The sequence below is a fragment of the Lysinibacillus xylanilyticus genome, from assembly GCF_001183605.1.
GTDB classification, from domain to species: domain Bacteria; phylum Bacillota; class Bacilli; order Bacillales_A; family Planococcaceae; genus Lysinibacillus; species Lysinibacillus xylanilyticus.
Genome location: NZ_LFXJ01000002.1, coordinates 272,943 through 299,483 on the forward strand (window position 1 = coordinate 272,943; position 26,541 = coordinate 299,483).

General features: G+C 36.0%; 29 protein-coding genes and 1 riboswitch. Of the genes, 19 read left to right on the forward strand and 10 right to left on the reverse strand.

All coding sequences use genetic code 11. The features are described 5' to 3' along the window. Nucleotides 1–14: 14 nt before the first annotated feature. The 4 genes from ACZ11_RS01570 (at nt 15) to ACZ11_RS01590 (ending at nt 3,606) form a co-directional block, all read left to right on the forward strand. Nucleotides 15–1,058: an AI-2E family transporter gene (locus tag ACZ11_RS01570; protein ID WP_049663509.1), complete on the forward strand. Its 1,044-nt coding sequence runs from the start codon at nt 15–17 to the stop codon at nt 1,056–1,058. Between the two features lie 573 nt (nt 1,059–1,631). Further along, on the forward strand, nt 1,632–1,895 hold the full coding sequence (locus tag ACZ11_RS01575) for a CD3324 family protein (protein WP_049663026.1): 264 nt from the start codon (nt 1,632–1,634) through the stop codon (nt 1,893–1,895). Between the two features lie 125 nt (nt 1,896–2,020). Continuing rightward, complete coding sequence (locus ACZ11_RS01580) at nt 2,021–2,560, forward strand: GNAT family N-acetyltransferase (protein ID WP_049663031.1); 540 nt, start codon at nt 2,021–2,023, stop codon at nt 2,558–2,560. 590 nt (nt 2,561–3,150) lie between these two features. After that, on the forward strand, nt 3,151–3,606 hold the full coding sequence (locus ACZ11_RS01590) for a GNAT family N-acetyltransferase (RefSeq protein ID WP_049663035.1): 456 nt from the start codon (nt 3,151–3,153) through the stop codon (nt 3,604–3,606). 105 nt (nt 3,607–3,711) lie between these two features. Here ACZ11_RS01590 and ACZ11_RS01595 read toward each other — a convergent pair whose 3' ends face one another. Together ACZ11_RS01595 and ACZ11_RS01600 are read right to left on the reverse strand one after the other, a co-directional pair. Then, nucleotides 3,712–5,067, reverse strand: coding sequence for an MATE family efflux transporter (locus tag ACZ11_RS01595; RefSeq protein ID WP_049663037.1), 1,356 nt, complete (start codon nt 5,065–5,067; stop codon nt 3,712–3,714). Then, nucleotides 5,054–5,521 (reverse strand): GNAT family N-acetyltransferase, encoded by a 468-nt coding sequence (locus tag ACZ11_RS01600; RefSeq protein ID WP_049663039.1) that lies wholly within the window; start codon nt 5,519–5,521, stop codon nt 5,054–5,056. Before ACZ11_RS01600 ends, ACZ11_RS01595 begins: the two co-directional genes overlap by 14 nt. A 315-nt stretch (nt 5,522–5,836) precedes the next feature. Here ACZ11_RS01600 and ACZ11_RS01605 point away from each other — a divergent pair, with 315 nt between their 5' ends. Then, the gene (locus tag ACZ11_RS01605; protein ID WP_049663042.1) at nt 5,837–6,667 is read left to right on the forward strand and encodes a MerR family transcriptional regulator; all 831 of its coding nucleotides are present in this window, start codon (nt 5,837–5,839) and stop codon (nt 6,665–6,667) included. 240 nt (nt 6,668–6,907) lie between these two features. Then, on the forward strand, nt 6,908–8,083 hold the full coding sequence (locus ACZ11_RS01610) for a DUF4272 domain-containing protein (RefSeq protein ID WP_049663044.1): 1,176 nt from the start codon (nt 6,908–6,910) through the stop codon (nt 8,081–8,083). Between the two features lie 53 nt (nt 8,084–8,136). Here the strand turns inward: ACZ11_RS01610 and ACZ11_RS01615 are convergent, their stop codons facing one another. The 3 genes from ACZ11_RS01615 to ACZ11_RS01625 form a co-directional block, all read right to left on the reverse strand. After that, nucleotides 8,137–9,561 carry an erythromycin esterase family protein gene (locus ACZ11_RS01615; protein WP_049663046.1) on the reverse strand — a complete coding sequence of 475 codons (1,425 nt, stop codon included), beginning with the start codon at nt 9,559–9,561 and terminating at the stop codon, nt 8,137–8,139. A 182-nt stretch (nt 9,562–9,743) separates the two neighbouring features. Beyond that, entirely contained in the window at nt 9,744–10,097 is a 354-nt protein-coding gene (locus tag ACZ11_RS01620) for a hypothetical protein (protein WP_049663048.1), read from the reverse strand. 24 nt (nt 10,098–10,121) lie between these two features. After that, a complete protein-coding gene (locus ACZ11_RS01625) occupies nt 10,122–10,817 on the reverse strand; it encodes a DUF2225 domain-containing protein (RefSeq protein WP_049663052.1) in 696 nt (231 codons plus the stop codon). A gap of 505 nt (nt 10,818–11,322) precedes the next feature. Here ACZ11_RS01625 and ACZ11_RS01630 point away from each other — a divergent pair. Then, nucleotides 11,323–12,096: a Cof-type HAD-IIB family hydrolase gene (locus tag ACZ11_RS01630; protein WP_049663055.1), complete on the forward strand. Its 774-nt coding sequence runs from the start codon at nt 11,323–11,325 to the stop codon at nt 12,094–12,096. Between the two features lie 102 nt (nt 12,097–12,198). After that, a complete protein-coding gene (locus ACZ11_RS01635; protein ID WP_049663057.1) occupies nt 12,199–12,801 on the forward strand; it encodes a DedA family protein in 603 nt (200 codons plus the stop codon). Between the two features lie 45 nt (nt 12,802–12,846). Here the strand turns inward: ACZ11_RS01635 and ACZ11_RS01640 are convergent, their stop codons facing one another. From ACZ11_RS01640 to ACZ11_RS01650, 3 genes are all read right to left on the reverse strand, one after another. Beyond that, on the reverse strand, nt 12,847–13,584 hold the full coding sequence (locus tag ACZ11_RS01640) for a cyclase family protein (RefSeq protein ID WP_049663059.1): 738 nt from the start codon (nt 13,582–13,584) through the stop codon (nt 12,847–12,849). 99 nt (nt 13,585–13,683) lie between these two features. After that, nucleotides 13,684–13,790, reverse strand: a riboswitch (SAM riboswitch). 146 nt (nt 13,791–13,936) lie between these two features. Continuing rightward, nucleotides 13,937–14,347: a hypothetical protein gene (locus tag ACZ11_RS01645; RefSeq protein WP_049663061.1), complete on the reverse strand. Its 411-nt coding sequence runs from the start codon at nt 14,345–14,347 to the stop codon at nt 13,937–13,939. Nucleotides 14,348–14,568: 221 nt separating this feature from the next. Beyond that, a complete protein-coding gene (locus ACZ11_RS01650) occupies nt 14,569–15,753 on the reverse strand; it encodes an MFS transporter (RefSeq protein WP_049663063.1) in 1,185 nt (394 codons plus the stop codon). A 110-nt stretch (nt 15,754–15,863) separates the two neighbouring features. Here ACZ11_RS01650 and ACZ11_RS01655 point away from each other — a divergent pair, with 110 nt between their 5' ends. Further along, on the forward strand, nt 15,864–16,247 hold the full coding sequence (locus ACZ11_RS01655; protein WP_049663065.1) for a winged helix-turn-helix transcriptional regulator: 384 nt from the start codon (nt 15,864–15,866) through the stop codon (nt 16,245–16,247). 81 nt (nt 16,248–16,328) lie between these two features. Here the strand turns inward: ACZ11_RS01655 and ACZ11_RS01660 are convergent, their stop codons facing one another. Continuing rightward, complete coding sequence (locus tag ACZ11_RS01660) at nt 16,329–17,174, reverse strand: aldo/keto reductase (RefSeq protein WP_049663067.1); 846 nt, start codon at nt 17,172–17,174, stop codon at nt 16,329–16,331. Nucleotides 17,175–17,401: 227 nt separating this feature from the next. Between ACZ11_RS01660 and ACZ11_RS01665 the strand changes: the two genes are divergently transcribed. The 5 genes from ACZ11_RS01665 (at nt 17,402) to ACZ11_RS01685 (ending at nt 21,551) form a co-directional block, all read left to right on the forward strand. Next, nucleotides 17,402–17,941, forward strand: coding sequence for a hypothetical protein (locus ACZ11_RS01665; protein WP_049663070.1), 540 nt, complete (start codon nt 17,402–17,404; stop codon nt 17,939–17,941). Nucleotides 17,942–18,119: 178 nt separating this feature from the next. Then, a complete protein-coding gene (locus tag ACZ11_RS01670) occupies nt 18,120–18,401 on the forward strand; it encodes a GNAT family N-acetyltransferase (protein ID WP_053093184.1) in 282 nt (93 codons plus the stop codon). Nucleotides 18,402–18,590: 189 nt separating this feature from the next. Then, complete coding sequence (locus ACZ11_RS01675; RefSeq protein ID WP_049663075.1) at nt 18,591–19,037, forward strand: VOC family protein; 447 nt, start codon at nt 18,591–18,593, stop codon at nt 19,035–19,037. A gap of 496 nt (nt 19,038–19,533) precedes the next feature. After that, nucleotides 19,534–20,202 (forward strand): response regulator transcription factor, encoded by a 669-nt coding sequence (locus tag ACZ11_RS01680; RefSeq protein WP_049663077.1) that lies wholly within the window; start codon nt 19,534–19,536, stop codon nt 20,200–20,202. Further along, nucleotides 20,199–21,551, forward strand: a complete 1,353-nt coding sequence (locus ACZ11_RS01685) for a HAMP domain-containing sensor histidine kinase (RefSeq protein WP_049663079.1) — start codon at nt 20,199–20,201, stop codon at nt 21,549–21,551. Before ACZ11_RS01680 ends, ACZ11_RS01685 begins: the two co-directional genes overlap by 4 nt. A 90-nt stretch (nt 21,552–21,641) precedes the next feature. On the opposite strand, the gene ACZ11_RS25450 is transcribed toward ACZ11_RS01685, so the two are convergent. Next, entirely contained in the window at nt 21,642–21,923 is a 282-nt protein-coding gene (locus ACZ11_RS25450) for a hypothetical protein (RefSeq protein WP_134008296.1), read from the reverse strand. A 260-nt stretch (nt 21,924–22,183) separates the two neighbouring features. Between ACZ11_RS25450 and ACZ11_RS01690 the strand changes: the two genes are divergently transcribed. From ACZ11_RS01690 to ACZ11_RS24820, 5 genes are all read left to right on the forward strand, one after another. Then, the gene (locus tag ACZ11_RS01690; protein ID WP_049663081.1) at nt 22,184–23,095 is read left to right on the forward strand and encodes an ABC transporter ATP-binding protein; all 912 of its coding nucleotides are present in this window, start codon (nt 22,184–22,186) and stop codon (nt 23,093–23,095) included. Then, the gene (locus tag ACZ11_RS01695; protein WP_049663082.1) at nt 23,092–23,802 is read left to right on the forward strand and encodes an ABC transporter permease; all 711 of its coding nucleotides are present in this window, start codon (nt 23,092–23,094) and stop codon (nt 23,800–23,802) included. Before ACZ11_RS01690 ends, ACZ11_RS01695 begins: the two co-directional genes overlap by 4 nt. Next, the gene (locus ACZ11_RS01700; RefSeq protein WP_049663084.1) at nt 23,802–24,536 is read left to right on the forward strand and encodes an ABC transporter permease; all 735 of its coding nucleotides are present in this window, start codon (nt 23,802–23,804) and stop codon (nt 24,534–24,536) included. The genes ACZ11_RS01695 and ACZ11_RS01700 overlap by 1 nt, the downstream gene beginning before the upstream one ends. Before the next feature lie 133 nt (nt 24,537–24,669). After that, nucleotides 24,670–25,932: an erythromycin esterase family protein gene (locus ACZ11_RS01705; RefSeq protein WP_049663086.1), complete on the forward strand. Its 1,263-nt coding sequence runs from the start codon at nt 24,670–24,672 to the stop codon at nt 25,930–25,932. A 443-nt stretch (nt 25,933–26,375) separates the two neighbouring features. Continuing rightward, the gene (locus ACZ11_RS24820) at nt 26,376–26,534 is read left to right on the forward strand and encodes a DUF1540 domain-containing protein (protein WP_082172635.1); all 159 of its coding nucleotides are present in this window, start codon (nt 26,376–26,378) and stop codon (nt 26,532–26,534) included. The last annotated feature ends 7 nt before the right edge of the window (nt 26,535–26,541 follow it).

Consider the following 26,541-nt stretch of genomic DNA (forward strand, 5'->3'; position numbering starts at 1 on the left):
GAAGGAGTGAATACATGAGTAATTTCTTTCGAAGCAATGGATTTAAACGTTTTTTAATCCTAGCTGGGATTGCTATTGCACTATATATGATGCGAAGTATGATCAATCTTATTCTTCTCACGTTCATTATTACTTACTTGATGAATCAACTTACAACGAAGACAACAAAAGTGATCAGAAAGTATGTACGGATGGGCGAGAAGGCAGTGACAGTTACCCTCTATCTTTTACTTGTTGCAGGTATTGTTGCAATTATCTACAAGTATTTGCCTATCGTGACCCAACAAATCACACAGCTCTTTGATCTTATTGCTAGCTTCAGTCTCAATCCAAATGATAACGAGATTGCGAGGTATTTAGCTCCAACCTTTGAGAAGATTGAACTGGGTAAATATTTAGAGCAGGGTGTAGACCTGACGCTAAAAAATATTACGAATATTGGTAAAATCATTTTGCATGTTTTCATCGCACTAATTTTGAGCTTGTTTATTTTACTTGAGAAGAAACGTATTATAGAATTTACAGCAAAATTTAAAGATAGTAAAATGAGCCATCTCTACGATGAACTACATTATTTCTCAAAGATATTTATTCGTTCTTTCGGTAAAGTTATTGAGGCGCAGTTCATTATTGCCGCTGTTAACTGTGGTTTATCTGTTATTGCATTATACATTATGGGCTTCCCGCATTTAATTGCGTTGGGAATTATGCTCTTTATACTGGGATTGGTGCCAGTTGCAGGGGTCATCATGTCCTTGATTCCTCTAACTATAATCGCATATAGTATCGGTGGTCCTATGTACATCGTCTATATCTTGATGATCGTTATGGTACTACATGCTATGGAGGCATACTTCTTAAATCCAAAGCTGATGTCTGCTAAGACAAATCTTCCAATTTTTTATACATTCATCGTCATTCTCTTCTCAGAGCATTTTCTTGGTGTATGGGGATTAATTATTGGTATTCCATTATTCATGTTCCTTCTTGATATTCTCGGAGTTACGTCCTCAGAGGATGATCGGCAAAAGGTAATGGAAATACAAGAGGATAAATAATTTGAATAAAGTCACGTTCAAAAAGGAATCAGTGTGTCTGATTCCTTTTTGTTTTATTTATTGAAAATATATACATATGCTAAGATGAACTGTGACACAAGTTAGGGGGGATAGATGTGAGTAATTATGTTAAGTTGCTAGATACGGAAGTAGCCCATGCAAAGCCTAATTTTGATATGGCAATACTTTGCATGGGGTAAATTTCAACTTATTTCAGCAAAGACATTTGTAACTGCCGTTTCACTTTCGTTACAGAAAACATTGCTGAAATAGAGGAACTCAGTCTAAGAACGCCACGTCCTGTGGCAACGACTGAGTGACCAACTTCGTGTTGGCCTAAAGCCTCCGGCGGATGCCACGGAATCGGAAAGGAGTTCAATAAAGGATGTTAGCCTAAATTCATCGCATCCATGCGATAACGGCTAACTGACCTGCATCACGCAGGCCTAAGCACAAAGCCGATTCCGGACGCAATTATGCCGAGGCATAATTGATTATTTGCCCTGAAGTATTTCTTATAAAATTAGCTTTGCTACCTTATTTTATTAAAATAAAAATGAGGGGTTGGCATAAATGGCTTATAAGAAGGCTTCAGTTATTTTACCAAAAGAGCTTTTATTAGAAATCCAAAAATATGTTCAAGGTGAAATGATTTATATTCCTAAAGTAGAAAACACTTATTTAGAGTGGGGTACTCGTTCAGGCACAAAGAAATTTATTGAGGATAGGAATAAGTCTATAAAAGAAGCATTTACTCATGGAGTTTCCATTGAACAATTATCTACAGAGTATCATTTAGCGATAGAAACGATAAAAAAAATCATATATACGAAGTAAATTTTAAGGCACTAGCAGTTGATATGTTAGTGCTTTTCATATGTCTAGAACGTTTCTTAACTGAACTAGGTATTTTCATTCTACTTAAAATCTTGTTCAATAATAGTTAAAGGGAGGGGTTTTTTATGATTACAGGGCAAGGTGTATTTTTAAGACCAGTTACTGAAAATGATGTAGATAGTATCTACAAGTGCTTTCAAAATGAAGAAATTATGTATATGACGGGTACACGTAACATTTTAACGAAGGATCAGGTTAGAGAGGCTTTGATTCGATTTAGCGAAGATTCCACACGCTATGATTTTGCTATTTGTTTAGTAGAAAATGGCCAAATTATTGGTGATTTAACCATTATGGAAATAGACTTAGACAATAAAAAGGCAATATTTCGCATAGCTTTACATAGTACAGAAGATTGCGGCAAAGGATATGGGACTGAAGCGGTTCAGCTTGTTCAAAAATATACGTTCGAGGAGCTTCAGCTTAATCGCCTAGAGTTACAAGTTTTCTCTCATAATATTCGAGGAATCAAATCGTACGAAAAGGTAGGCTTCAAAAAGGAAGGAACTTTAAGGCAATCATTATATATAAATAGTAAGTATTCTGATGAAATCATTATGAGTATTCTACGTGATGAATATATGGAATTAAAAAAGAGCCATTAGTATATAGGTCCATGATTTGGCGGTATCTTGCTAGCGGTTTATGGAAAACAACCATGGCCTTCAAATCCCTTATAGATAAGTTATTCTTTTATTTAGGTAAAGGGAAATTTATTAAATGGTTCATCACCAAAAGTTGTGTATGACATTTGTTAAAGTATATGTCAAATGTATAAGTTGATTGGAGTGGAGGCTGGGTGACTCCTTGGGGATTAGCGATAGAGGAACGATGGCTAAAACCATCACATCCTGTGATAACGCCTTCGTGACCAACATCCTGTTGCCCCTAGCGGCTCATCGGACGCCCCCAGGAAGCTCTGCTCTGCGCGAAAGCGAAGCGTCAGCGGCAAATGTTTTATCTGTGCGAAAGCGAAGCGTCAGCAACAAAGCGCCCGGTCGAAACGGAAATCAACCACACATTATGGAAATGGTTATAATAAATGGAAAATATGATATACTATTAAAATAAATCTTTGTTAAAGGGGGCGGTCATTATGACAAACAAAACTTTTTTTATCTTTAAATACTGGGGGATAACGCCGAATTAACAAAAGATAAAGCGTTTCCCTGAATTCGGAAGGGGAAAAAATGATATGAGTAAAGATTCTGTGAAGATTGTAGAAGTCAATGCAGAGAATTGGTATGAGTGTTGTCTATTAGAAATTTCAAATGAACAAAGAAATTATATTGAACCAAACGCTATTTCAATAGCACAATCAAAGTTTGAGCAAACATTAAGACCATACGTTATTTATTTTGAAGAGAAGGTAGTAGGTTTTTTAATGTTTAATTCTGTCAAAGAAGAGCTTGATGGCTATTGGATTTATCGAATTATGATAGATAAGCATTTTCAAGGTAAAGGGATAGGAAAAGAAGCTACTAAGCTAATGATTTCAGAAATAGCTAAATTGCCAAATGCGCAAAAAATTATAGTAGGTTACCATCCAGAAAATAAAGGTGCTCATAATTTATACAGAAGTATGGGATTTGAAGATCATGGTAATCGCTTTGGTAAAGAGATGGCTGTCATCAAATATTTAAATGAATAATATCCAAAAGGGTCCAATTCAATCTCCCTTTTGGTTGGCTTATGAAAGATAGAAATTAAACAGCTAACCCCCTTTCGATTAGTATTGAAAGGGGGTTAGTTTTATTTATAGCGCCTTTAAAGAACTTGCTTCTGAGAAAATTGTATGTGTTTTTTTCTTCATAAATATAAAAATTAGCAATGCGGTAATACCTTCTGCAACAGGGAATGTCCACCAAATAGCTTGTGGGCCAAGGAATTTAGGCAATAATACGAGAGCAGGGATAAATAATATAATACTACGAAGTAACATAATAGTTGTTGCAAGACGTATTTTTTCAATTGATTGGAAGAATTCCGCAAACACCATGTTCACGCCAAGGAATGCATATCCAATTGCAAAGTGTACAAAGCCTTGTGCTGCCATATTGCGAATTTCAAATGTACTATCACCAAATAATGCTATTAGCTGAGAAGGGAATAACGTAGCAATTATGACAGTAGTTAAACCCAGAATAAATGCAGTGGCTATACCGATTTTCAATAACGCTGTTAATCTTTCTATTAATCTCGCGCCGTGGTGATAACTAACGAGGGGCTGTAGGGCCATGCCGATACCAAGGAACACAGTTAATAGTACGGTGTGAATATAGTTAATCATTGCGTAGGCAGTCACTCCATCTGAGCCCAAATAGCGTAAAAATGTCACATTATATAAAATAACCATAACAGCGACGGAGGCTTCAACGATAAAGCTTGGTAGCCCAATAGCAAATATTTTCTTTAAATCAGATAGGCTGAAAAATTTACGTACAAATTTTAATTCGGATTGCTTTCGGAAGAAATGTAGGCAAAGCACCGACATACCGATTATTGTGGAGAGCGCTGTAGCCAGGGCACAGCCAGTTACGCCGTAATTGAGCACGAAAATAAAGATGTAGTTTAAGATAATATTTAACACGGATGTAGTGATTAAGCCCATCATCGCAAGCTTTGGATTGCCATCATTTCGAATAAAAATACTTAGTAAGTTTTCAATTGTATAGAACACGCCGAAAATTAAAATGACATGTAAGTACTCTTGGACATAAGGGAAGGTAGCATCACTTGCTCCGAATATATAGGAGATTTTCTTTAAATTTAATAACAGTATTAGAATCAGTGTCATAACGACAACAATCATTGTTGTAAATGCTAATGTAAAGAGCTGGTTCGCTCGTTTTTTATTGCCCTCACCGAGCGAAATTGAAAATAATGTTGCCCCACCCATACCAATCCAAAGGGAAATAGATAGTAAAATCGAGAAAATGGGTACGGCGATATTTACTCCTGCTAAAGCGGTTGGTCCAACTCCGTGACTAACGAAAATACCATCCACTAAAATATTCACAGACATCAGCAACATACCTATCATAGCTGGAAATAAGTATGATAAAAACAAGGGCCTTAGTGGTCTTGTTTCAATTGGATTAATGGTAGTCATGAGCATGTACCTCCTTTACCATCACCTTTTCACCTTTTTCATCTAGCTCACCGTTAAAGGCGAATCCAAATTTTTTATATAACTGAATAGCTACTATATTGTTGTCATAAACGCTTAAATATATATTTTGACAGCTGTATTTAACTACTAAATAATTTATAAGCTGTTGTAAAAAGTATTTTCCTAATCCTTTGTGCTGATGACGCTCATCAATGAAGTAGCGATCTAACCAAACACGTTGTGTATTATCTTCATGCGGGAACACACCGTACATAGCGAAGCCGACTGCAATCTCGTCCCTATACAATCCAACAGGAATAAAGCGTTTATCTGTTTCAGCCTCCGCTAAGCATTGCGTTGTACTTTCAATAAAATCTTGCTGATTATCTGCAATATTTAATGCCAATATTTCTTCTTCGTTTAAAGCTGTAATGTCACGAATTTCCGTGAACATAATGTCAAAACCTTTCTATTTTTAATTTCTTTCAGGATGTCCAGACGTCCGCTGAAGTAGAGGAACTTAGTCTAAGAACTCCACGTCTTGTCGCAATTCATCAGCAAAAAACATTTGTTGGCCTAAAGCCTCTGGCGGGTGTCTGGAAATCGGAAAGGAGTTCACAAAGTATGTTAGGCTAACATCATCGCATCCATGCGATAATGGCTAACTGATCTGTATCGGTAAAACGCCAAGTCCTGTGGCATAATTAATTGTGAATAGCTACAATCTAATGTATATAGTAACTATATAGTCAAGGAAGGAAACTTAAAGATGTTTAATAAAAATGTAAAATATTTTACAACTGGTGAGTTCGCTAAAATTTGTAAGGTTAATAAACAAACGTTAATTTATTACGATCAAATCGGTTTATTATCACCAATTATGAAGGATAGTAAAGACTATCGTTATTATTCCATTGCACAATATGAATTTTTCAGTGTGATTGAGCTATTAAAGGCGGTTGGCATGTCTTTAAAGGATATTCAAAAATATATGGCAGAAAAATCACCTGAAAATTTCTTAGACTTAATGTATCAGCAAAAGGAAATCGTAGCGAAAAAACGTCGAGAGCTGGAGATGATTGAAAGTATTATTGATGTGAAAATCGATTTAACAGAGGAAGCTTTACACCTTGATTTTAATAGTATTACGATCGAACATCTGCCAGAGGCCACATTGTATTTAAGTAAAAATATCGAGGATTCGAAGGAGGAACAGTTTACGAAGGCTGTTTCAGACTTTATAGATGAATTAGATCGTTTCCAATTAGACACAGGTTATCCCATTGGAGGGATTACAAGAAGAGAGCAAGTATTAGCTGGAAACTATGATAATTATAGTTTCTTGTATATAGAGCAGCCACACCTACGAGAAGGTCATCCTTATTTTAAAGCGATTGAAGGGGATTTTATTGTAGGATACCATGTAGGAAATTCCACTACACTTGGAGAGTCTTACGAGCGATTATTTAAGGTCATGCGGGAGAAGGGCTTTGAACTTGGGGAATACGTATATGAGGAATATATTTATGACGCCGTTATTAAAAATCGTGAAGAGGATTATGTAACAAAAATTATGATAGAAATTAAAAAAGGTTGTTGATAAGTATAGAAGTATAAAAAAATGTCTCTTTATAGAACATTTGAATGTAACTATAAAAAGGCTTACAGGGATACGGGCGATATGACAAATGATGCAGCAAGAAATTGCGCCAACAACATGTGTAGATAAAGACAATTGCTTGCTTTTTGGAAGGAAAACGAAATACTACGGAAAAATAAACAGCTGTTTAACCAAGCTCTTGCAGGCTTAGATAGTTGGTGAATAAAAGGGGAGAGAAGAATGAACTATTTCACTATATTTGCATCTAAGAACAACATTGATGATATTGAAGTGAAAATTTCAGATGTTTTTGCAAAAGGCTTTGCTATCGAAAAAAATGACAATGAGTATGTAATAAAATCCAAGGCGTTGTTTAAAAAATATAAATTAATAATTAGAGTCATGTCTGAAGATACGAATCCAGATTACTTCGCTAATAATATTCCTGGGATGATGGGGTATTATGACAATATTCCTTTTGAAGATGACAATTTAAAAGAATTAGTTTTGACTCAAATATCTGTTTTAAATACAGTGATTGCAATCGAATCGCAAAAAGAGATAAATGAAGAACAGATGCAGTTATTTACGAACCTACTATCAAGTATAGTGGGGATTGGCTTTTTACCGAATGGCACTTTACTAGACGATGAAGGGAGCGTTATTGTTTATCCTGACGGGCAATCAGGACCATCTGATTTTAGACCCCACGCTTGTACACGAAAGGTAAGGAGACAAGAGGTGTCATCAGAAGAAGGTGAACAAAGAAAAAATAAAACGATAGCATATTTAAAAGAAAAAGCTATTCCAAATACAGCTTCCCTTCCTCAACTCCCAACATTAGAGGCTTGTCAGTTTAAAACCCAAGAAGACATTGCTAGAAGAGCTGTAGCCCTGTTAATTGTCATTCAATTTGCCTGTGATGTGGCGCAAGGGGGAAATATAGAAGAATCGCGAGACTTTTTCATCAATATGTTACGCACATATAAAGTGGAAGACTATTTAACTAGCAATGAAAGAGACTTTTTACAAGATTCAGAACCAGATGTCCAAGAAGCCATTAATATTTCATGGCAATACGAGGCTTATTGGACACTTATTTGGGCACTTGGATTTGTTGATAAGCTCAATTTTCCTGATGAAGTATGTGATTGCGAGTATGCCATTCAAGTTGTTTCTAACTGTGAATCGTTTGAACAATTTTATCTTCAAACTGTCATGCGTAGTCAGGAAGAGATACTGGATGAAGCCGATAAGATTTACAGATACCATTGGGCTTGTGTAGATAGTCGGATAAAAGACCAAGCGGCTCCTGCCGGGATGAATGAAAGTATCGTCATGGAAAGGCGAAGAGGCTTGTTCTGGATGATAGGGCATCGAAGTGACGAATGGGATAACATGTCGATGGATACTTAAATATAAAAGAAAAATAGCAAACTAGAACAAGCTAGTTTGCTATTTTTACATTATTATTTTATATAATGAGGTTTACTTACTTTATCAATCAGCAGAAGGCCATCATATTGATCCCGTGGAACAAGACTTTCCTGAATCACTCCCCAGCTATACGATAAACGTGGCTCAAACATCCATGAGTTTCCTCGTTCATTTTGACGGTTTCGCATATCGATAAATGTGTATGGTTTATTTGAAGATGAAACAATATCCTCGATTGATCCTTTCGTTGGCGGTAAAACGGCCATAGGTTCACCCATATTGTTTGCTGTTTCGCCACCAGCCATATAAAGACCAAGCACATAACTATATTTCTTGTAGATATCTGGTAGACGTTCACCCATAAATTTTACCAGAAAAGGAGAGCCCATTACTTCGGATTGTGCTTTACGAATATGGTCATTATGCGCCCAGACGATAAACTTTTCAGTTGGATAAACTTCCTCTGCTAACCAAAGTAAGTTTTCCATCATCGATTGGTCACGCCATTCCATTGTCTTAAAATAAGAATCGTATTTATTTTGTTCTACTTCAATGTTGGATTGAATTGATAATTCTACATATTCGTCTGCAAAACGGATACGGTCAGCTAAAGTACGTTCCATAAGCTTTACAATATGTGGTTCGCTCGGATAAGCTGCTTTTAACTCTTTTTCTTTAAGCTGTACTTGTGATTTTACTTGCTTATATATATTAATAATGCTTGGTTTTACCTTTTGATAGCCCTTTAAATCCTTACCGAAGGTCCATTCTGCAAGTTGATCCTCTACTTCACTGAACTGTTTCGCCAGTTGACTATTTTGTAGCCAGTCACCATTCGTAAATGCATTTTGCTGTAGAACATCAAAGCCTGCCAATTTTAATGGTTTATCTGTTTTCTGTGTTTTTTGAGCATATTCAAATAACGGCAGTGTTTCTTTTGACCACCATACAGGATAAATAGCATTCTTCATCGTTTGTTTCGCTGTTTGTTTATCAATTTGTCCTTGAGCATTCATGGCATTCCCCATACCGCTTTCGAAAGCTAGGACATTGTAGCCCATTTCTTGGTGTAAAAATTGAATTAAACGTGTTTTCGCTAGGCTAAATTCTGCCGCGCCATGTGAACTTTCTCCTAAAAAAACAATGCGCTTATCATGCAATAAAGGTTTTAACATCTCTAAATCTTCAAATTTAGTAGATGGGATGTTTTGTTGACCAACTGCTTCAGGTTGAATGGATGTTAAGCTGTAAGCATGGTCGCTTGTCCACTTTTTCCAATCTTGAAGAGTTTCACTAGATGTGCGAGCTTGCTTTACTTCAAAATTGTTCTCCAAAGCTACGCGTCCTTCTATCGCTGGAACCGCTGCCGATGCATTTGATACTCCGCTGAACGCTACAAAGCTTGTTAACGCAATACTTAATGATAATAGAACCTTACGTTTCTTACCTTTTGACACTTTCTATCAGTCCTTCGCTATATGTTAAGACTAATTATAGATGATGAAATTTAAAGAAAAAAGGGGGCTTTGTTTAAATTTTGTTTAAATTTGGTCAAATGTCTTTATTTTGGATTGGTTGAGTGGGGGCAAATAAAAAAACATCCCCTAAGCGTAAGTACACTGTGGAGATGTTAATTATTTTATTTGTAGTGATAAGTGCTAGCTCTTTGATTATTCCGCTGTATGTGATTGAACCATGCACGATCTTTTTCCTCTTGTTTTAATGTACTAACAAGGGTTGATGAGCAGCTTACACAGATTTTTGCCTGAGTAATTTGTCCGCAGCGTTCGCAGGGTGCGCCTAAATTAGGGAATATCGATTTTTTTAATTTTCCTGCTTTTACCCATTTATAGAGTAGCTCAGATGAAACCCCAGTTAATGCAACTAGCTCATCATTCGTTAAGTAGCGATTATTTTTTCTCAGTAAAAAATGATGTAGTTCTGAAAAAATATCTTCTTCTCTCACATCAATCCTTTTGGTAAATAGCTGCATGATTGTTACTCTCCTCGTTTTACTTCAATTAATGACTTCTTCTATAGTTTTATTCTCTTTGTTCGGTTGCTCATCGTATTTATAGTTTTCCCAGCGATTTCGTGCCAGTTTTCTATATTTATTAGAAACATTTCGATCTGCTATTAATCGAGAGAATCCTTTTTTCGCCTCAGCAATATCTCCAAGTCGGAGGCTTAATTCTGCATGTAAAAATTGAATTCTCTCTCCGCCCTCTTGATTGGATGCAAAAGATTTGCTGTAAAAATCTCTGGCAGCAAAAAGGTAGCGCATTTCCGATTCACTATCATTTTTTAAGCGATATAGCCAGGCTATTTTTAATGCGAAATTGGCCATAAGAAGGGACTCTTCCATGGATGCTCTTGATACAAGATAAGCTAATTTAAAGCTTACAATGGCATCATCGATCGTACGTTCCTTGCAAATATCCATTGGTTTTTGTAGCTCTTTTATGTACAGCTCATCAATAAGAAGCATGAAAGGCCCATATGTTCTTGTCATAGATTTATGGTAAGCATAGCCACAATGTGGACAAACGGCAACTTCATACAATAACGGGTTTAAACCTTCGTAAACTGGCATGAAGTCTGTTTGTTCTTCGATAACTTTATATCGATTAGGGCGAACTTTATATGTAGTAAAATGCCTTTTGCAAAACTTGCAATCTACACTACTTTCATAGTAATAAATGTTAAATGCCATAAGAATCAACTCCTTTACATACAGACGATTATTATTTCTTTTGTTCTATTTATATGATGGATAGTATCGTTCAATGTATTTAATTTATTTATCTTTATATTAACAATTCTATGTTCTTTGGTATACTCCTTTAGAATTATTAAAATAAAAATGTTTATTACCTTCTTAGTTATTTGAAATTTCGATATGTACCCGTAATAGTGTTTATCGGTGTAGTTGAAGTAATTTATACGATCAGCTTAGTTTGTCATAATACGTACAAATATTTAATTAATAAAAAATGTTATATAAGTAATAATGCCTACGATTCATTTTGATATAAAGATGTTTCTTAATGTAAAATTAAAAGTGTGTTGTTTGGGAAAATATAGGGTTATTTTGACTGATAAAAAGGTTCACTACAGGAGCGGAAATCACCCCTCGTGATGCCTCTAATTAATGGAAATGATAAAAGTGGTCAATCAATATACCTGATGAAAATATACAAAATGATAAGGAGAGAACGATGGACTATAAAATTGTATTTTTTGACGTAGATGGAACGCTTGTTAATTATGAAGATGGTCGTATTGTAGAGAGTGCAAAGAATGCTATTGAGCAATTAAAAAACAAAGGAATGCATATTGTTGTTGCTACAGGAAGACCATTATCAATGTGCCAGGATTTAAGAAATGTAGGAATAGAGACGTTTATTACAGCTAATGGTGCTTATGTTAAGCATCAAGATCAAGTAATACATAAAATACCTGTTGCAAAAGAAATTGTCCAGGAAGTTAAGGTTTTTGCTGATGAAAATAAGCAAAGTCTATCTTTTTTTACAGAACAATTGTCAATGAATAACGTCAAAGAAGAAAAGACATTAAAAGCTATGCAAGAAACATTATCTTTACTAGAGTTCCCTAATATTAATGAAGATATTTCAGTGCATGAGGTTTATTTAATGTGTTTATATGGTGATGAGGATATAGAGAAAAAGTATACTTCAAAATTTCCTCATTTATTATTTAAAAGATGGCATCCGTACATTACAAATGTTTTGCAACATGATGTTTCCAAATCAATTGCTGTCCAAGCTGTACTAGATTATTTCGACGTGAGTCCTGAGGAAGCACTTGCTTTTGGTGATGGAGATAATGATATTGACATGCTGGAGCAGGTTGGCATTGGTATTGCAATGGGCAATGGTAGCGAAGCATTAAAAAAAGTCGCTGACTATGTAACGAAGAAATCAACTGAGGATGGTATTGATTTTGCTCTACGTGAGCTACAAATAATTTAATGGAGAAAACTGTATTAATCCATAATACTCATAATGTTGTCTCCTTTGAGTTATGATAAAGCTAACTATTAAAAAATATTATGCTTTAGGTGGGATGGATTTATGGCGCATCATGTGCAATCTCTTATTGAACATTATGGATATTTTGGCATCATTCTTATCCTAGTAGGGGGAATTGTCGGGCTGCCACTTCCTGATGAAATATTTTTGACATATGTAGGGTATAGCGTATATCGTGAAACTCTTGCACATATTCCGGCATTAATCAGTGCTATGGTTGGCGCAGCAGGGGGAATTACCTTGAGCTACTATATAGGCTATAAATTCGGGCTACCTTTATTACGAAAATACGGTTCGAAAGTCCATATTACTGAACAGAAAATTGATTTCACTAAAAATTTATTTGAAAAAATTGGACCAGTATTATTATTAGTAGGGTATTTTATTCCTGGTGTACGTCATCTTACAGCGTATATTGCGGCTATCAATAATTATCCTTTTAAAAAATTTGCTTTCTTTGCTTATACGGGAGCAATTATATGGACATTTACTTTTATTACTTTAGGAAAAGTACTTGGAGAGAAATGGCATTATGTTGCGTTTTATTTATCCCACTACAGTATTTATCTCATAGTATTGTTCTTAATAATTATGTTGATTGTTTATTTTGTTTTCAAAAGAAAGAATTCACCAAATAATTTATAAGGAAAGGTCTGGTTCAATATTTATTGAATCAGACCTATTGCTTTATTAAGGTAATATTGCGAATGAACGGACAGGGAATCCAGATGCTTTTTCAGGCTTCGGTACAATATTGAATATTACAGCGCCTTTTGGAGGTAGCTTATCTAAATTTGTCATAAGCTCAATTTGGTAAGTATCTTGCTCTAGCACAAAGTATTCGCCGTCTAACTTACCATCTTTACGAAAATCTGTTGCCGAATCCGTATCGAAGGTTTCGTGGCCAATAGCGCTTACTTTTCGTTCGTTGAATAAAAACTGTAACGCTTCTAATCCCCAGCCAGGAAGATGATTATTGCCATCAGCATCTTTGTTGCTGAAAGACTCTTTATCTGGCCAACGTTTACTCCAATCTGTACGCAACGCAACAAAGGTACCTGCTTCAATTTCTCCATATTCGGCTTCAAAGTTAAGAATATCCTGAACACTTAACGTATAGTCGTTATTAACTTCAGCTTCCTTCGATTTATCAATAACGATAAGTGGTAGCACTAGTTCTTTTAGCTCCAATTCCTCTAAATAGCGTGTATCTCGCACGAAATGGATAGGTGGGTCGATATGTGTTCCGTATTGCCCTGGGAAAGTGAATTGCTGTGCAAAGAAGCCATCATCATGTGAAAATAATGTTTCAAATTTTGCATCATCAAACATAAAGAAATGTGGAGAATTTGGACCAAATGTATGTGTTAAATCTACCCATTCTTTCGATTTCAATAGTTGAATTGCTTGTAAAAGTTCGTTTGCCATAATATTTCCCTGCTTTCTGTTAATTATTTTGAATGTAACAATAAAAAAAGAGTCCTCCTTGTAGAAGAGGACTCTTATGCAAAGCAACTGCAGTAAGTCTTCTCATCTCTCAAGGCTGAATTTTGCCAAGTTGGAATTAGCACCATACCTATAGGCTGGTTGCTGAGACTTCATAGGGCCAATCCCTCCGTCTCTCTTGATAAGAAAATGCGATATAAGAATTTTCAGAAATAAAGTTTACGAATACTTTAGCATATTTATTTATAGTTTACAAGTTCAATAGGGATACATGGTTAAAATACATAAAGAGCTAAAGGCAAAAAAAAGAGGCCCTCATCAAAGGACCAATTCTTCACCAACCCCAAATTAGTGTTAGCTTACAACAGCTAATTTCAGTAAATGTTATTCGAAGTCCATCTGGTGTGTAGGTAGTTTCGAATTTGATAGTAATGCCTGTTGACGCAATTAACTTTTCAACTTCTGTTTTATTTGATTGTTGTGCTGCGTTCATAAGATCGTGCGCAAATTGCTCTGATTCATCAATTTTATCCGTAAGTAATTGTGCTTGCTGCATAAGAACCTTGATCTGTTTCGCGGAAGTCTTCAATTTCTTTGTATTGACGATTGGGAATGGACTTCTATTCGTTGGGTTTGTCGGCATTGCTAGATGGCCAGAAGGGTGTTGAATTGTTGGTTGATTTGCCATTACCCATGCCGGATAATAATTAGGATAGACAAAATACGGATAAGGATTGTAATACAACTAAATTCCTCCTATCCTATAGCTGATACTTTATCTTATGTACAATAAAGAATTTCGGTGTTAACGGCTGATGCTTATTAAGCTCTTTTGGGATTCAGTTCTCGGCATTAGAATTTTTTACGGCCTATTTTAACGATGCTTTCCTTAAAATGGGATAAAAATAAAAAGGAAGCCTTATGTCTGGTTAAGGCTTCCTTTCATTATTTTTATCCTAGAGAGAACTAGTCCTTATTTTTATCAAAGAGTAACCATAGTAACGTAGTAACTGCAGCAACCATCACCATACCGAATCCGTATATAGGAGTATGAGCTAATGATTGTTGGCGAACGATGATTCCTCCCATGTATGATCCTAGAAAAATACCGATGTTAAAGGCCGAAATATTTAATGCTGAAGCCATTGAAATAGCTGATGGTATATATTTTTCTGAAATCTGAACGGCATAAAGCTGTAATCCCGGTACATTCATAAACATAAATAGCCCCATAATTAAGACCATTATTAATCCACCGATTGATGATTCTAAAAAGAAGTTGATGCCGAGTAGCGCTAATGCTAAGCCAATAAGGATAATAAAAATAGAACGTAAAGGGTTATTATTCGCAAAATAACCACCTAATGTATTACCGATGGCAACACAAATACCGTATACAACTAAAATCACGACTATTGCTTTAGGTGAGTAGCCCATATACTGCTCTAAAATAGGAGAAATATACGTATACACTACGAATGCGCCACCATATCCAATTGCAGTAATAAAGAGAATTAAGAGCATTCTTATATTTCCTAATACTTTCCCGATATCTCGAATAGATATTGGATCCCCTTTAGTTAATTGACTAGGTACAAGTAGGGCATTACTAATTAAGCCAATAATACCTATGATAACTATGAAAATGAATGACATTCGCCAATCAGTTATTTGTCCAATAAAAGTTCCTAGTGGGACACCAGTCACAGTTGCTAATGTTAGTCCTGTAAACATAAAAGCTATTGCACTTGCTCGTTTATTAGGTGCCACAACATCTGCAGCTATAACAGAGGCAATGGACATAAACACACCATGTGCCAATGCTGCAATAACACGCCCAGTTAGTAGTAATGAGAATGAGGGTGCTAAGGCTGCAAGTAAGTTACCGATAATAAATAGCACCATAACGAGCAGTAACACATTTTTGCGACTAAGGCGCGATGTTAATGCTGTTAAAAGTGGTGCACCAATAGTTACACCTAGTGCATATATGGATACGGTTAAACCCGCAGTACTTAAAGTTATATCAAAATCTTTTGTAATTAATGGAAGTAGTCCGACACTTATAAATTCTGTAGAGCCGATACCAAATGCACTAATCGCAAGTGCGAGTAATGTTAGTTTGGCATTCGGCACTTTTGTATCTTTCATTTTAATAATATCTCCTTTGATTTTTTTTATAGTATATAGTAATATTCATATACACCTAAAAGTTATATAGGGTACTTTTAGTTACTTTTGAATATTACAGGGGGTTTACAATGAAAAAAGCTTATAATATTGGTGTTGAAGCCACTCTTGAAGTCATTGGGGGCAAATGGAAACCTATTATTCTTTGTCATCTTAACCACCATGGTAAGATTCGTACGAATGAATTTCGCCGATTTATCCCAGGCATTTCGCAAAAAATGCTAACGAGCCAATTACGTGAATTAGAGCAGTCTGGGTTAATTAATCGCAAGGTTTTCAATCAAGTACCGCCAAAAGTTGAATATTCGCTAACACCTTATGGTCAAGAGATGGACCCTGTGCTGAACATGCTTTGCACTTGGGGTGAAAAACATATCGAAATGCTTCAAGATAAAGGTGAAGATGTAATGTTAATGCAACGTGATGAAGATATCGCAATAAAGCATACATCTTAAATAGATTGGAAAGAGACTGTCTAAAAAGTTTTCTATACTAAGAAAATAAGACAGTCTCTTTCACGTTTACATAGCTATCGTTTACATTACAAAATCAAACTCATCTGGGTTTGGTCCAACACGTTGATCTAGATTCATGGCGTTAATGATCGCCATTTCTTCATCAGTTAGTGTGAAATCAAAAATATCAGCGTTTTGAAGCATACGTTCTTTGCGCACAGATTTTGGAATTGTGACGATACCATTTTGAATATCCCAGCGCAAGATAACTTGAGGATTTGATTTCCCATATTTTTCAGCTATTTTTGAAATAGTTTCATTTTCAAGAAGTCCACCTTGCATTAATGGTGCCCAAGCTTCCATTTGAATATTGTGCTCTTCGCAGAATGAACGTACCTCAGTTTGTTGTAATCGTGGATGAAGTTCCACTTGGTTAATAACTGGTTTGATACGAGCGATTTTAAGAAGATCCTGTAAGTGTGATACTTGGAAGTTACATACCCCAATAGCTTTAATTTTCCCTTGCTCGTATAAATCTTCAAGTGCTCTCCAAGATTCTGCAAATTTATTTTTACCTGGCCAATGAATAAGATAAAGGTCTAAATAATCTAGCCCTAATTTTTTTAAGCTGTCTTCGTATGCTGCAATTGTCTCTTCATAGCTCAAGCCATCGTTCCATACTTTAGATGTAATAAATAAATCCTCACGTTTTAAACCAGTAGTTGCTAGTGCTTGTCTAATACCTTCACCAACACCTGCTTCATTACCATAAATAGCGGCAGTATCGATACTACGGTAACCAACCTCGATTGAATTTTTTACCATTTCTGCTGTAACATCATTCGGTACTAGGAATACGCCTAGACCCATACCAGGCATTTGTAAGCCGTTATTTAATGTAATTTTATCTTGTAAATGATTAATCATTTTTCTGTCCTCCAATTTTCGTTTGTGCTTTGTTGCTTTCTCATTATGCTGCCATACCATTGCAAAAAAAAGTACGCACTTTTTAGTTTCATAGAAACGTGGAGGTTACTTTTGTGAGATATCAATGGTTCACTGTAAGAAATTTTTATTAGTTTATGTAATTTGGTCTTCTGTGTAGGTTACAATTAGTGGAAGATAAGTAAAACTTATAGGGTGGTGAGTAATGAGTGGTAATGACGAAAAACTTGGCAGATCACTTTGAAATGACGGAAATCAAGATGTTTGAGTCGAGGCTGAATGCAATTAAGGAAATTCAGAACAATGCTATGGGAGTTGAGATTGGTCAATTTTATGGTGCCTATGCTTTCTCCATAAAAAATATCCCCGGTCCCTCTTACAATGTGGTAAAGGGCGATAGTTTTAGTTCGGAGAATACCATAGATAAAATCCTTAGCTTTTATAGAGCAAGAGAAATACCAGCTCGTTTTGATTTAGCTCCACAATACGCAAATGCTATTTCACTACAACAATTACATAACGCCGGTCTTTATCAGAGTGATTTTCATGCAACATTATATTGTGAGCTAAACGAAGAGATGGTTGGGAAATCAAAGGATTCTTCTATTAAAATAAGACAAATCGATGAAGCCGAATTTGATTGTTACGGAAATATCTATGTTGAAGGTTTTGGTATGCCAGCATTTTTATCGGAAAGTGTCACAGCGAATAATCAATTTCGCCTTGGTGTAATTGCGTCCGGATTTTGAATTGTGCTCGCACGATTCATTCCTTTTAAAATCTGTGACATCCGCCGGAGGCTTTATCTTCATTCAGTACGTGTTTGAACACCCACTGAAAAGGAACCGCAACCGAACTCATTTCAACACCTTCAGAGGTGGGAGTCTTTCTACTGAATGAAGATAAAGTTTTGTATGACAAGCCAGGTTGGTCGTTTTATACGCGTCTCTTCAAGGTGAGGACGTTGGTATCGGCTCTTTGTATATAAATGATGAAACTGCCATTTTAGCCGCATCTGCCGTGAAACCAAAAGCCCGGAATCAAGGGATTCAACAAGTATTAATACAGTTTCGTATCAACGAAGCTCTTCAACAAAATTGTAGTTTAATGATAGGTCACGCAAAATTTGCATCTATAAGCCAAAATAATATGGAGCGCTGTGGATTAAGAATGGCTTATACAAAAAGTATATGGACAGAAGCAAAGTGAACGGCTTACAGAAGGTGGAAGGGGATTCAATGCTTGAAATAGAATAAGTAATTGATGCTTTTATCTTCATTCAGGAAAAATGTTTTCTGTAACGAAAGCAAAGCGTCAGCGGCAAATGTTTTTTGTAGCGAAAGCGCAGCGACAGCTACAATTACGCCAAGGCGAAATTGATATAAAGGAGAGAATGGGATGAATCGTTTAAATTTGATTACATTGGGTGTAAAAGATATGGTCGAGTCTCTTAGCTTTTATCGAGAGGGTCTGGGGTTTGAAGTGATTGTTTATGGTGAGGAAACAAACCCGGATGTTATTTTCTTTAATAATGGAGGTACAAAAATCTCACTGTTTCCGATTAACCGTTTAGTAAAAGATATTAACGAAGCAAATCCCCCGGCTATGGGCAATGGCTTTAACGGAATTACACTCGCTTATAATGGGAAATCTAAAGAAGAGGTAGATCAAGTATTTGATTTAGCTAAAAAGGCAGGAGCGAACATCGTCAAGGAGCCCGAAACTGTATTCTGGGGTGGCTATAGTGGCTATTTCCAAGACCCAAACGGCTACTATTGGGAAGTTGCTTATGGGGACATGTGGCAGTTTGATGATAATGATATGTTGATTATTACTAATAATTAAAGATATAGACGTATTTGGGGAATCCAAATACGTTTTTTTATTGTTAGTTTACTTTATCGAGAATTATTGTTAATTTATCGCAGAAATAGAGGAACTCAGTCTAAGAACGCCTCGTTCTGTGGCAACGACTGAGTGACCAACATCTTGCCGCTGACGTTGCGTTAGCACTACGCTTTCGCGCAAAAACATTTGCAGGTCTAAGCACAAAGCCGATTCCGGAATCAATTATGCTGAGGCATAATTGATTGTTATCGCCCAACTTTTTGATTTTATCATCCAACCTTTAAAATTTATCGCCCAACTTTTCGATTTTATCACCCAACTTTTAAAATTTATCACCTAACTTTTTAATTTTATCGACATAACTAGTCCTAAATGTGGTGTTATTAAATGAATCTCTCACTTTACAGACAACGATTGAGTACAAATCTATGAAGTCGTATAATACAGAATAACATTTATTTCTAAAATATAGATTAGATTGGGAGGATTACCATTGTATCGCATATTGTACATAGAAGACGAAAAAGAGATTGCTCAATGGGTTACAAAGGATTTATCAGAAAGAGGATATGAGGTTACATGGCTTGAATCTGGTGAAGAGGTCGATCAGCACATAGCCTCTAAGGATATCGCTATATTGGATGTGATGCTTCCAGGCTTAGATGGCTTTTCGATTGGCAAAAGAATTAAGCGCGAAAATAAAGAAATCCCAATTTTGATGCTGTCAGCACGAACTGCTGTAGAGGATAAAATAGAGGGTCTTAACTTCGCAGATGACTATTTGACAAAACCATTTCATCCAGATGAACTTATAGCTCGTGTTGAGGTTTTACTAAGAAGATATCAAAAGAATGATGATGTGCTAGATCTTCAACATTTAAAAATTTATACGAAAGATATGCGGGTTATCAATAAGCAGACAGATGAAGAAATTCAATTAACGGGTAAGCAGTTCTATCTATTACAGTATTTTATCCGCCACTTAAATCAAATTTTAACGAAGGAACAGCTTTATGAAGGTGTTTGGGGTGAAAGTTACATAGAAGGCGATAAAACATTAATGGTGCATATTCGATACTTAAGAGAAAAAATAGAAATTAATCCAGCCAAACCGACGATTATCGAAACCATTCGAGGCATTGGATATAGGGTGAAGCTATGAAATTTTTTCGATCATTATTAGCAAAGTATATGTTGATTATTTTTTCAGCCATTTTTATTGTTCAATTATCTTATTTTGCTATTGCCGCTTTTGTGTTTGGAATAGGAAAAACTGATTTTTCAAGTGAAGTTCTCAGGGAAAGCGAAGTAGAGGAAAAATGGTTTGAAGAAGCTAAGAGTATAAAAAATGTCACAGAGGAAACGATTGCTCAACATTTTAAAGATTGGAAGGGTCAATACCCTAAATCATCCATGTTCTGGGTAAGTGAGGACGGTACATTACTTACAACATTGAATGTGACGGAGCAATTACCATTAAAATGGACACCAGCATTTACGACAAAATTTATAAAAGATCATTATGGAGAAGATCCGTTTACAGTGATAGCTTTTTTAGGACAGGACGAATCAAATGGGTTTATCGTTTTTGAGATTCCTAGAGAAGTGTTTAATCCACCTCTTAAAAATGTTTATGAACAGTATGGGAACCTTTTAATTGTTGGCGTTATTGCGGTTATTTTATTTTTCATTGCTATATCTTTCTTATTCTTCAGAGGGATTCGAAAACGATTATTGCATCTTCAGGAAGCGATGGAAATTCGTGATGTAGACGGCTTACCTATTGCAACAAAGGTCAAGAAGAAGGATGAAATCGGTCAGCTTGAACATAGCTTTAATCACATGGTATGTGAGCTTAGGGAAAGTAAGAATCGTGAGCAGAAGGAAGAACAGCTAAGACGTGAATTGATTGCTAATTTATCACATGATTTACGAACGCCATTAACGAAAATACGAGCGCAAGCATATTCAATTAGTAAAGAGACATTATCAGAGGATGGAAAACAAGCGATTAAGGCAATGGAAACTTCAATTGTTAATATTGACACTTTAATAGAAAATTTAATGTCCTATACATTGCTGACTGCTAGTAAATATAAATTCGAGCCGAAGGACATCAACGTTATACGTTTTGTACGTGAGCAAATGACGACATGGTATCCGGTGTTTGAAAAGGAAGGTTTTGAAATCGATATTGAGCTACATCCATTTGAGAAAAATGAATGGCAAGTCGATTCGATTTGGCTTGGACGTATATTCGATAATCTATTTCAAAATATTTTACGACATGCGAATAGCGGGAAATACATTGGTGTGGAAACCGAATCTACGGAGCACTATGATGCATTTATCATAAAGGATCACGGAAAAGGAATGAAAAATGAATCCGATGCCAAAGGTGCTGGTATTGGCTTATCAATTGTTGATATTATGGTGAAGGGCATGGATTTAGACTGGGATATTGAGTCCAGCGAATCCGGCACAAAGATTAAAATTAAACACTACAAATAGAATATTTCATGAAGCATGCTAAGGCATGCTTCATTTCAGTAATTGTCCAAACAGTATGCCAGCAAAGCTTATGGCATGCTGTTTTTTTATTCATAATACATATAGACTTCTTGGGAAAGTAGAATGGAGCAGTACTTTATAGTAAGGCGATTGGAATTGAATTGCTATCTTCTTTTTAATGCTCATCACAAAAGTAGGGATGCCATTTGTTAAAACGTACGCCATGTAAATAAGTTGATTGGAGTGGAGGCTGGGTGACTCCTCGGGGATTGCAATAGAGGAACGAAGGCTAAAACCATCACGTCCTGTGATAACGCCTTCGTGACCAACATCCTGCTGCTGACGCTGCGTTAGCACTACGCTTTCGCGCAAAAAACATCTGTTGGCCCGAGACCCTGCAGCGAAGCGAAGCGGCTCATCGGACGCCCCCAGGAAGCTCTGCTCTGCGCGAAAGCGAAGCGTCAGCGGCAAATGTTTTATCTGTGCGAAAGCGAAGCGACAGCAACAAAGCGCCCGGCCGGAACGGAAATCAACCCACGTTATGATAAAGTATCTTTTTTAAACAAAATTTAAACTTGGACCTTACCTGTTTTTAACCTTCATTACTTATGATAATTACAGAGGTGAGGACAATGGAATATATCGTACAAACAGAAAATTTATCGAAGAACTTTGGTAAAGAGCAAGCTGTATCAAATATAAATTTAAAAATACGTAAAGGTGAAATATATGGATTTTTAGGACCTAATGGAGCGGGGAAAACTACGACGATTCGTATGCTTCTTGGATTAATGAAGCCATCTTCTGGGACAATTAAAATCTTCCAAAAAGATTTAAAGAAAGAACGAATTAATATTTTAGCAAAGGTTGGTTCATTAGTAGAGAACCCTTCCTATTATCCACATTTAACAGCCTATGAAAATTTAGAAGCGTTACGGAAAATTTTAGGTGTACCGAAGTCACGCATTGATGAAGTATTAGAAATTGTTCGTTTGAAGGATGCTGCAGATAAAAAAGTAAAAGGCTTTTCTCTTGGGATGAAGCAACGTTTAGGTATTGCTGCATCTTTGTTACATAATCCTGAATTACTTATTTTAGATGAACCAACGAATGGGCTTGATCCATCTGGTATCATTGAAATTCGTAATTTGATTAAACGACTTCCTGAAGAACATGGAATGACGATTATTATTTCTAGCCATTTATTATCTGAAATAGATCAAATGGCAACGCAAGTGGGCATTGTTACGAAGGGGAAAATGATTTTTCAAGATTCTATTGAAGCAATGCGTAGATTTGCTCAGCCAAAGGTAGTAATCAAAGTGAGCGATAGTGAAAAGGGCTGGCGTTCACTAGTTGCAAATGGCATTAAGGCAGAACATAAGGATGACCTAATTTTATTCGATGAATGTTCAGATGAAAAAGTAGCGCATATTGTACAAATCCTTGTACAAGAAGGCATTTCAGTTTATCGAGTAGAGGAAGAAAAGCGATCTTTAGAGGAGATTTTCCTTCAAATGACAACAGGAGAGCAAACGCTATGATAGGGAGACTATTAACTTCTGACTTTTTGAAAATTAAACGCAAAGGATTATGGTTTTTAACAGCTTTAGGACCAATAGGTGTTGTTGCCCTACAAATGGTTAACTATGGTATAAGAAGGGACTATTTGTTAGAGCAAAGCGAGGACGATTGGGGCTACTATTTATTAAACGTTCATTCATTTACACCACTTGCTATAGTTTTAGGGATTGCTATTTTAACTTCATTTATTGCGAGTATTGAAAATGAAACGAACGCTTGGAAGCAATTAATTGCGCTACCGGTATCTAAATTAACAGTGTATTTATCAAAATTCACTGTTCTAGCAATATTATTGTTTATGTCTTCCACGATTTTAATGTTGTTTTCAATGGCTTATGGTGTGTTTTTAGATTTAGGTGATAGCATACCATATGCGGAAATTGCTAAATTTGCGTATTATCCATTTTTTGCTTCGCTGCCAATATTGGCACTTCAGCTTTGGATTGCAAGCGTTTGTCATAATCAGGGGATACCAATTACAGTAGGTATTTTCGGTGTTATATTTGCTTATTCATCATTTGTCTTGCCTGACTGGATGATTTGGAAATGGCCATCTTTAATGAATCAATGGGATGAGCCCGTTATTAATGTCATGCTTGGAGTAGGCATTGGTATTTTACTGTATATTATCGGAATGATAGATTTTGCTAGAAGGGATGTAAAGTAATGGGGTCTATACTGAGCGCTGAATGGTTTAAACTGCGAAAATCTAAAATGGTGCCATTAATTTTTGCGGGGCCGATAATCGGACTTTTTATCGGATTAACATCAAATTTTAGTGACATGTCAGGTTCTGGAATTAACGAATGGTATAGCTCATTAATTTCTATGAATTTATTGTATGCATTATTATTCCTACCTTTAATTTCAGGAGTATTTGCGAGTCTTATTTGTAGATATGAACATCAATCTGGTGGCTGGAAACAACTTTTAGCATTACCTGTGACAAGAGGGAAAGTGTTTGTTGCAAAGTATGTATTAATTATGCTTCTTGTGTTGGCGATGCAGATACTATATTTATGTTCTATATATGTAGTAGGTATTATGAAAGGCTACTCAGATCCTTTCCCAATGGAAATTGTGTGGAAAAGTATTCTTGGCGGATGGTTAGCGACAATGCCATTAGTAGCGTTGCAGCTATGGACGTCCATCATGTTTAAAAGTTTTGCTGCTCCATTTGCAGTAAACGTCACTTTTACTTTACCATCTATATTAGCAGTCAATTCTGCACGTTTTGGACCTTACTATCCATGGGGACAGCCCTTCTTGATGATGAATGTAGGAGGCAATACAGGTGATGTTTTCTTCGTGCCTTGGGATCAATTATTAACAGTTGTAGGAGGAGGATTCGTACTGTTTTTCCTTGCCGGATATTTATATTTCCAACGAAAAGCTGTGTAAAGTTAAAGCCTCGGGACGCAATTATGCTGAGGTATAATTGATTCAGTGGGGATTTACTTCATCCTCACTAATTATTAGTCCTCACCAGTCGGGTGATTACAGGCATTTAATAGATTAAGGGAGATTTTTTAAAATGGTATTTGTTAAAAGGAGCTTTTTATTAATTTCAGCATTATTTCTTTTATTTGCTCTAGCGGGCTGCGGGAAGGGAGAAGCCGTTAAGGACGTTGCAAAATATACATCTGCGGTTGAGGATATCGATATTCCGAATGATGTGAAAGTAATAGGTTTTGGAGAAGCGACACATGGAAACGTTGAATTTCAAACATTAAAGAAGGATGTATTTCAGGCTCTAATTAAAAATGAAAATGTTCGTGTTTTTGTATTAGAAGGTGATTTTGGTGGTGCTCAGCAAATTAATCAGTTTATTTTAAATGGTACTGGCACAGCTGAGGAAGCGGTAAAAGCTTTGGATTATGGTATCTATAAAACGGAGCAAATGATTGAGATTGTTCAGTGGATGCATGATTATAACATGACTGCTGATGAGAAAGATAAAATTTATTTTTACGGTAACGATATGCAACGCTATGATTTTAGTAAAAAAGGGTTGCTGGACTATTACGAAGTAGTTAATAGTGAAGGTGCTAAGAAATATAATGCCCAGCTAAAAGATGTATCGAATAAAACAATGAGAGATTTATCAACTAGTCAGCTAGAGGAACTTGATAAAAATATTGATGCAATCATAAAGGATTTACAAACAAATAAAGACTCTTATGAAAAGCAATCGTCGAAAGAAGCTTATTTATTTGCTACTCAATATGCACAAATTATGAAGCAGCGAACGCAATTATTTTTAAATGATAGTAATTACATGAATCTTCGTGATGAATATTTAGCGAACAACTTACAATGGATTGTTGATTTTGAAGCTGCTCAAGGTCATGATAAAGTGCTGATGTCTGCTCATAATGGGCATATAGAGAAAACTTCTGCAAATGTGGCAGGATACAAATCTATGGGCCAATACTTAGATGAAGTGTATAAAGATGCGTACTTTGCTATTGGGACTGACTTTGTTAACAATACGTTCCAGGCACAAAATGGATCTGGCGAAAGAAAAGAATATACGATTGAACATCATAATGCTTTAGTAGACGCCTTTAGTGAGATCAAGGACAATATTTTCTATGTTGATTTTAAAAAGGCTAAAGAATCTCAGGAGTTAGCTGACATTGTAGCAAAAAAACAAAGAATGGGTAATATCGGAGATGATTTTAGCTTTTGGTACAAGTTCACACAAATGCTTTATACGATTAAAATGACACCTGCCGAGGCATTTGATGGCGTTATAATTGTTCAAGAGGCAACACCAACAAGAGTTATTGAATAACGTGGAGAAAAACTATTGTGACAATGAAATTAAACTATGACTCTTATGGCAAAATGAGGGGTTGATTTCCGTTCCGACTGGGCGCTTTCCTGGGGGCGTCCAATGAGCCGCTTCACTCGCGGTGCTCGCTCCAGGGTCTCATCTGTGACACTAATCCCCAAGGAGTCGCCCAGTCTCCACTCCAATCAACCACTACTTTGCATGTGTTTTTTTTAGATGTCACTCTAGTTTATAGTAATAATAAAATAAGTCAGCAACAATGGATTGTCTGTGCGAAAGCGAAGCGGCAGCAACATTCACAAAATTTTTCTTTGACCATTTTGTTTTTCAACACTATGAAATCGAAGTTTAGATGATGTATATTTCCGTTTCATTACACCTCTAAACTAAGTATTGAATACCTTAATTTTGTTAATGATAAAAAAAGAGGAGGTGTGGAAACGATGGCTCAAGAAATTCTTTGTGAAGTCAATAACTGTACATTTTGGAACTCCGGAAACAGATGTGGTGCAGAAAAAATCTATGTTGTAAGTCAAAAGGGACAACAGGCATCTAATAGTGAAGAAACAGATTGCAAAACATTTAATCCTGAAACACATTAAATTTTTT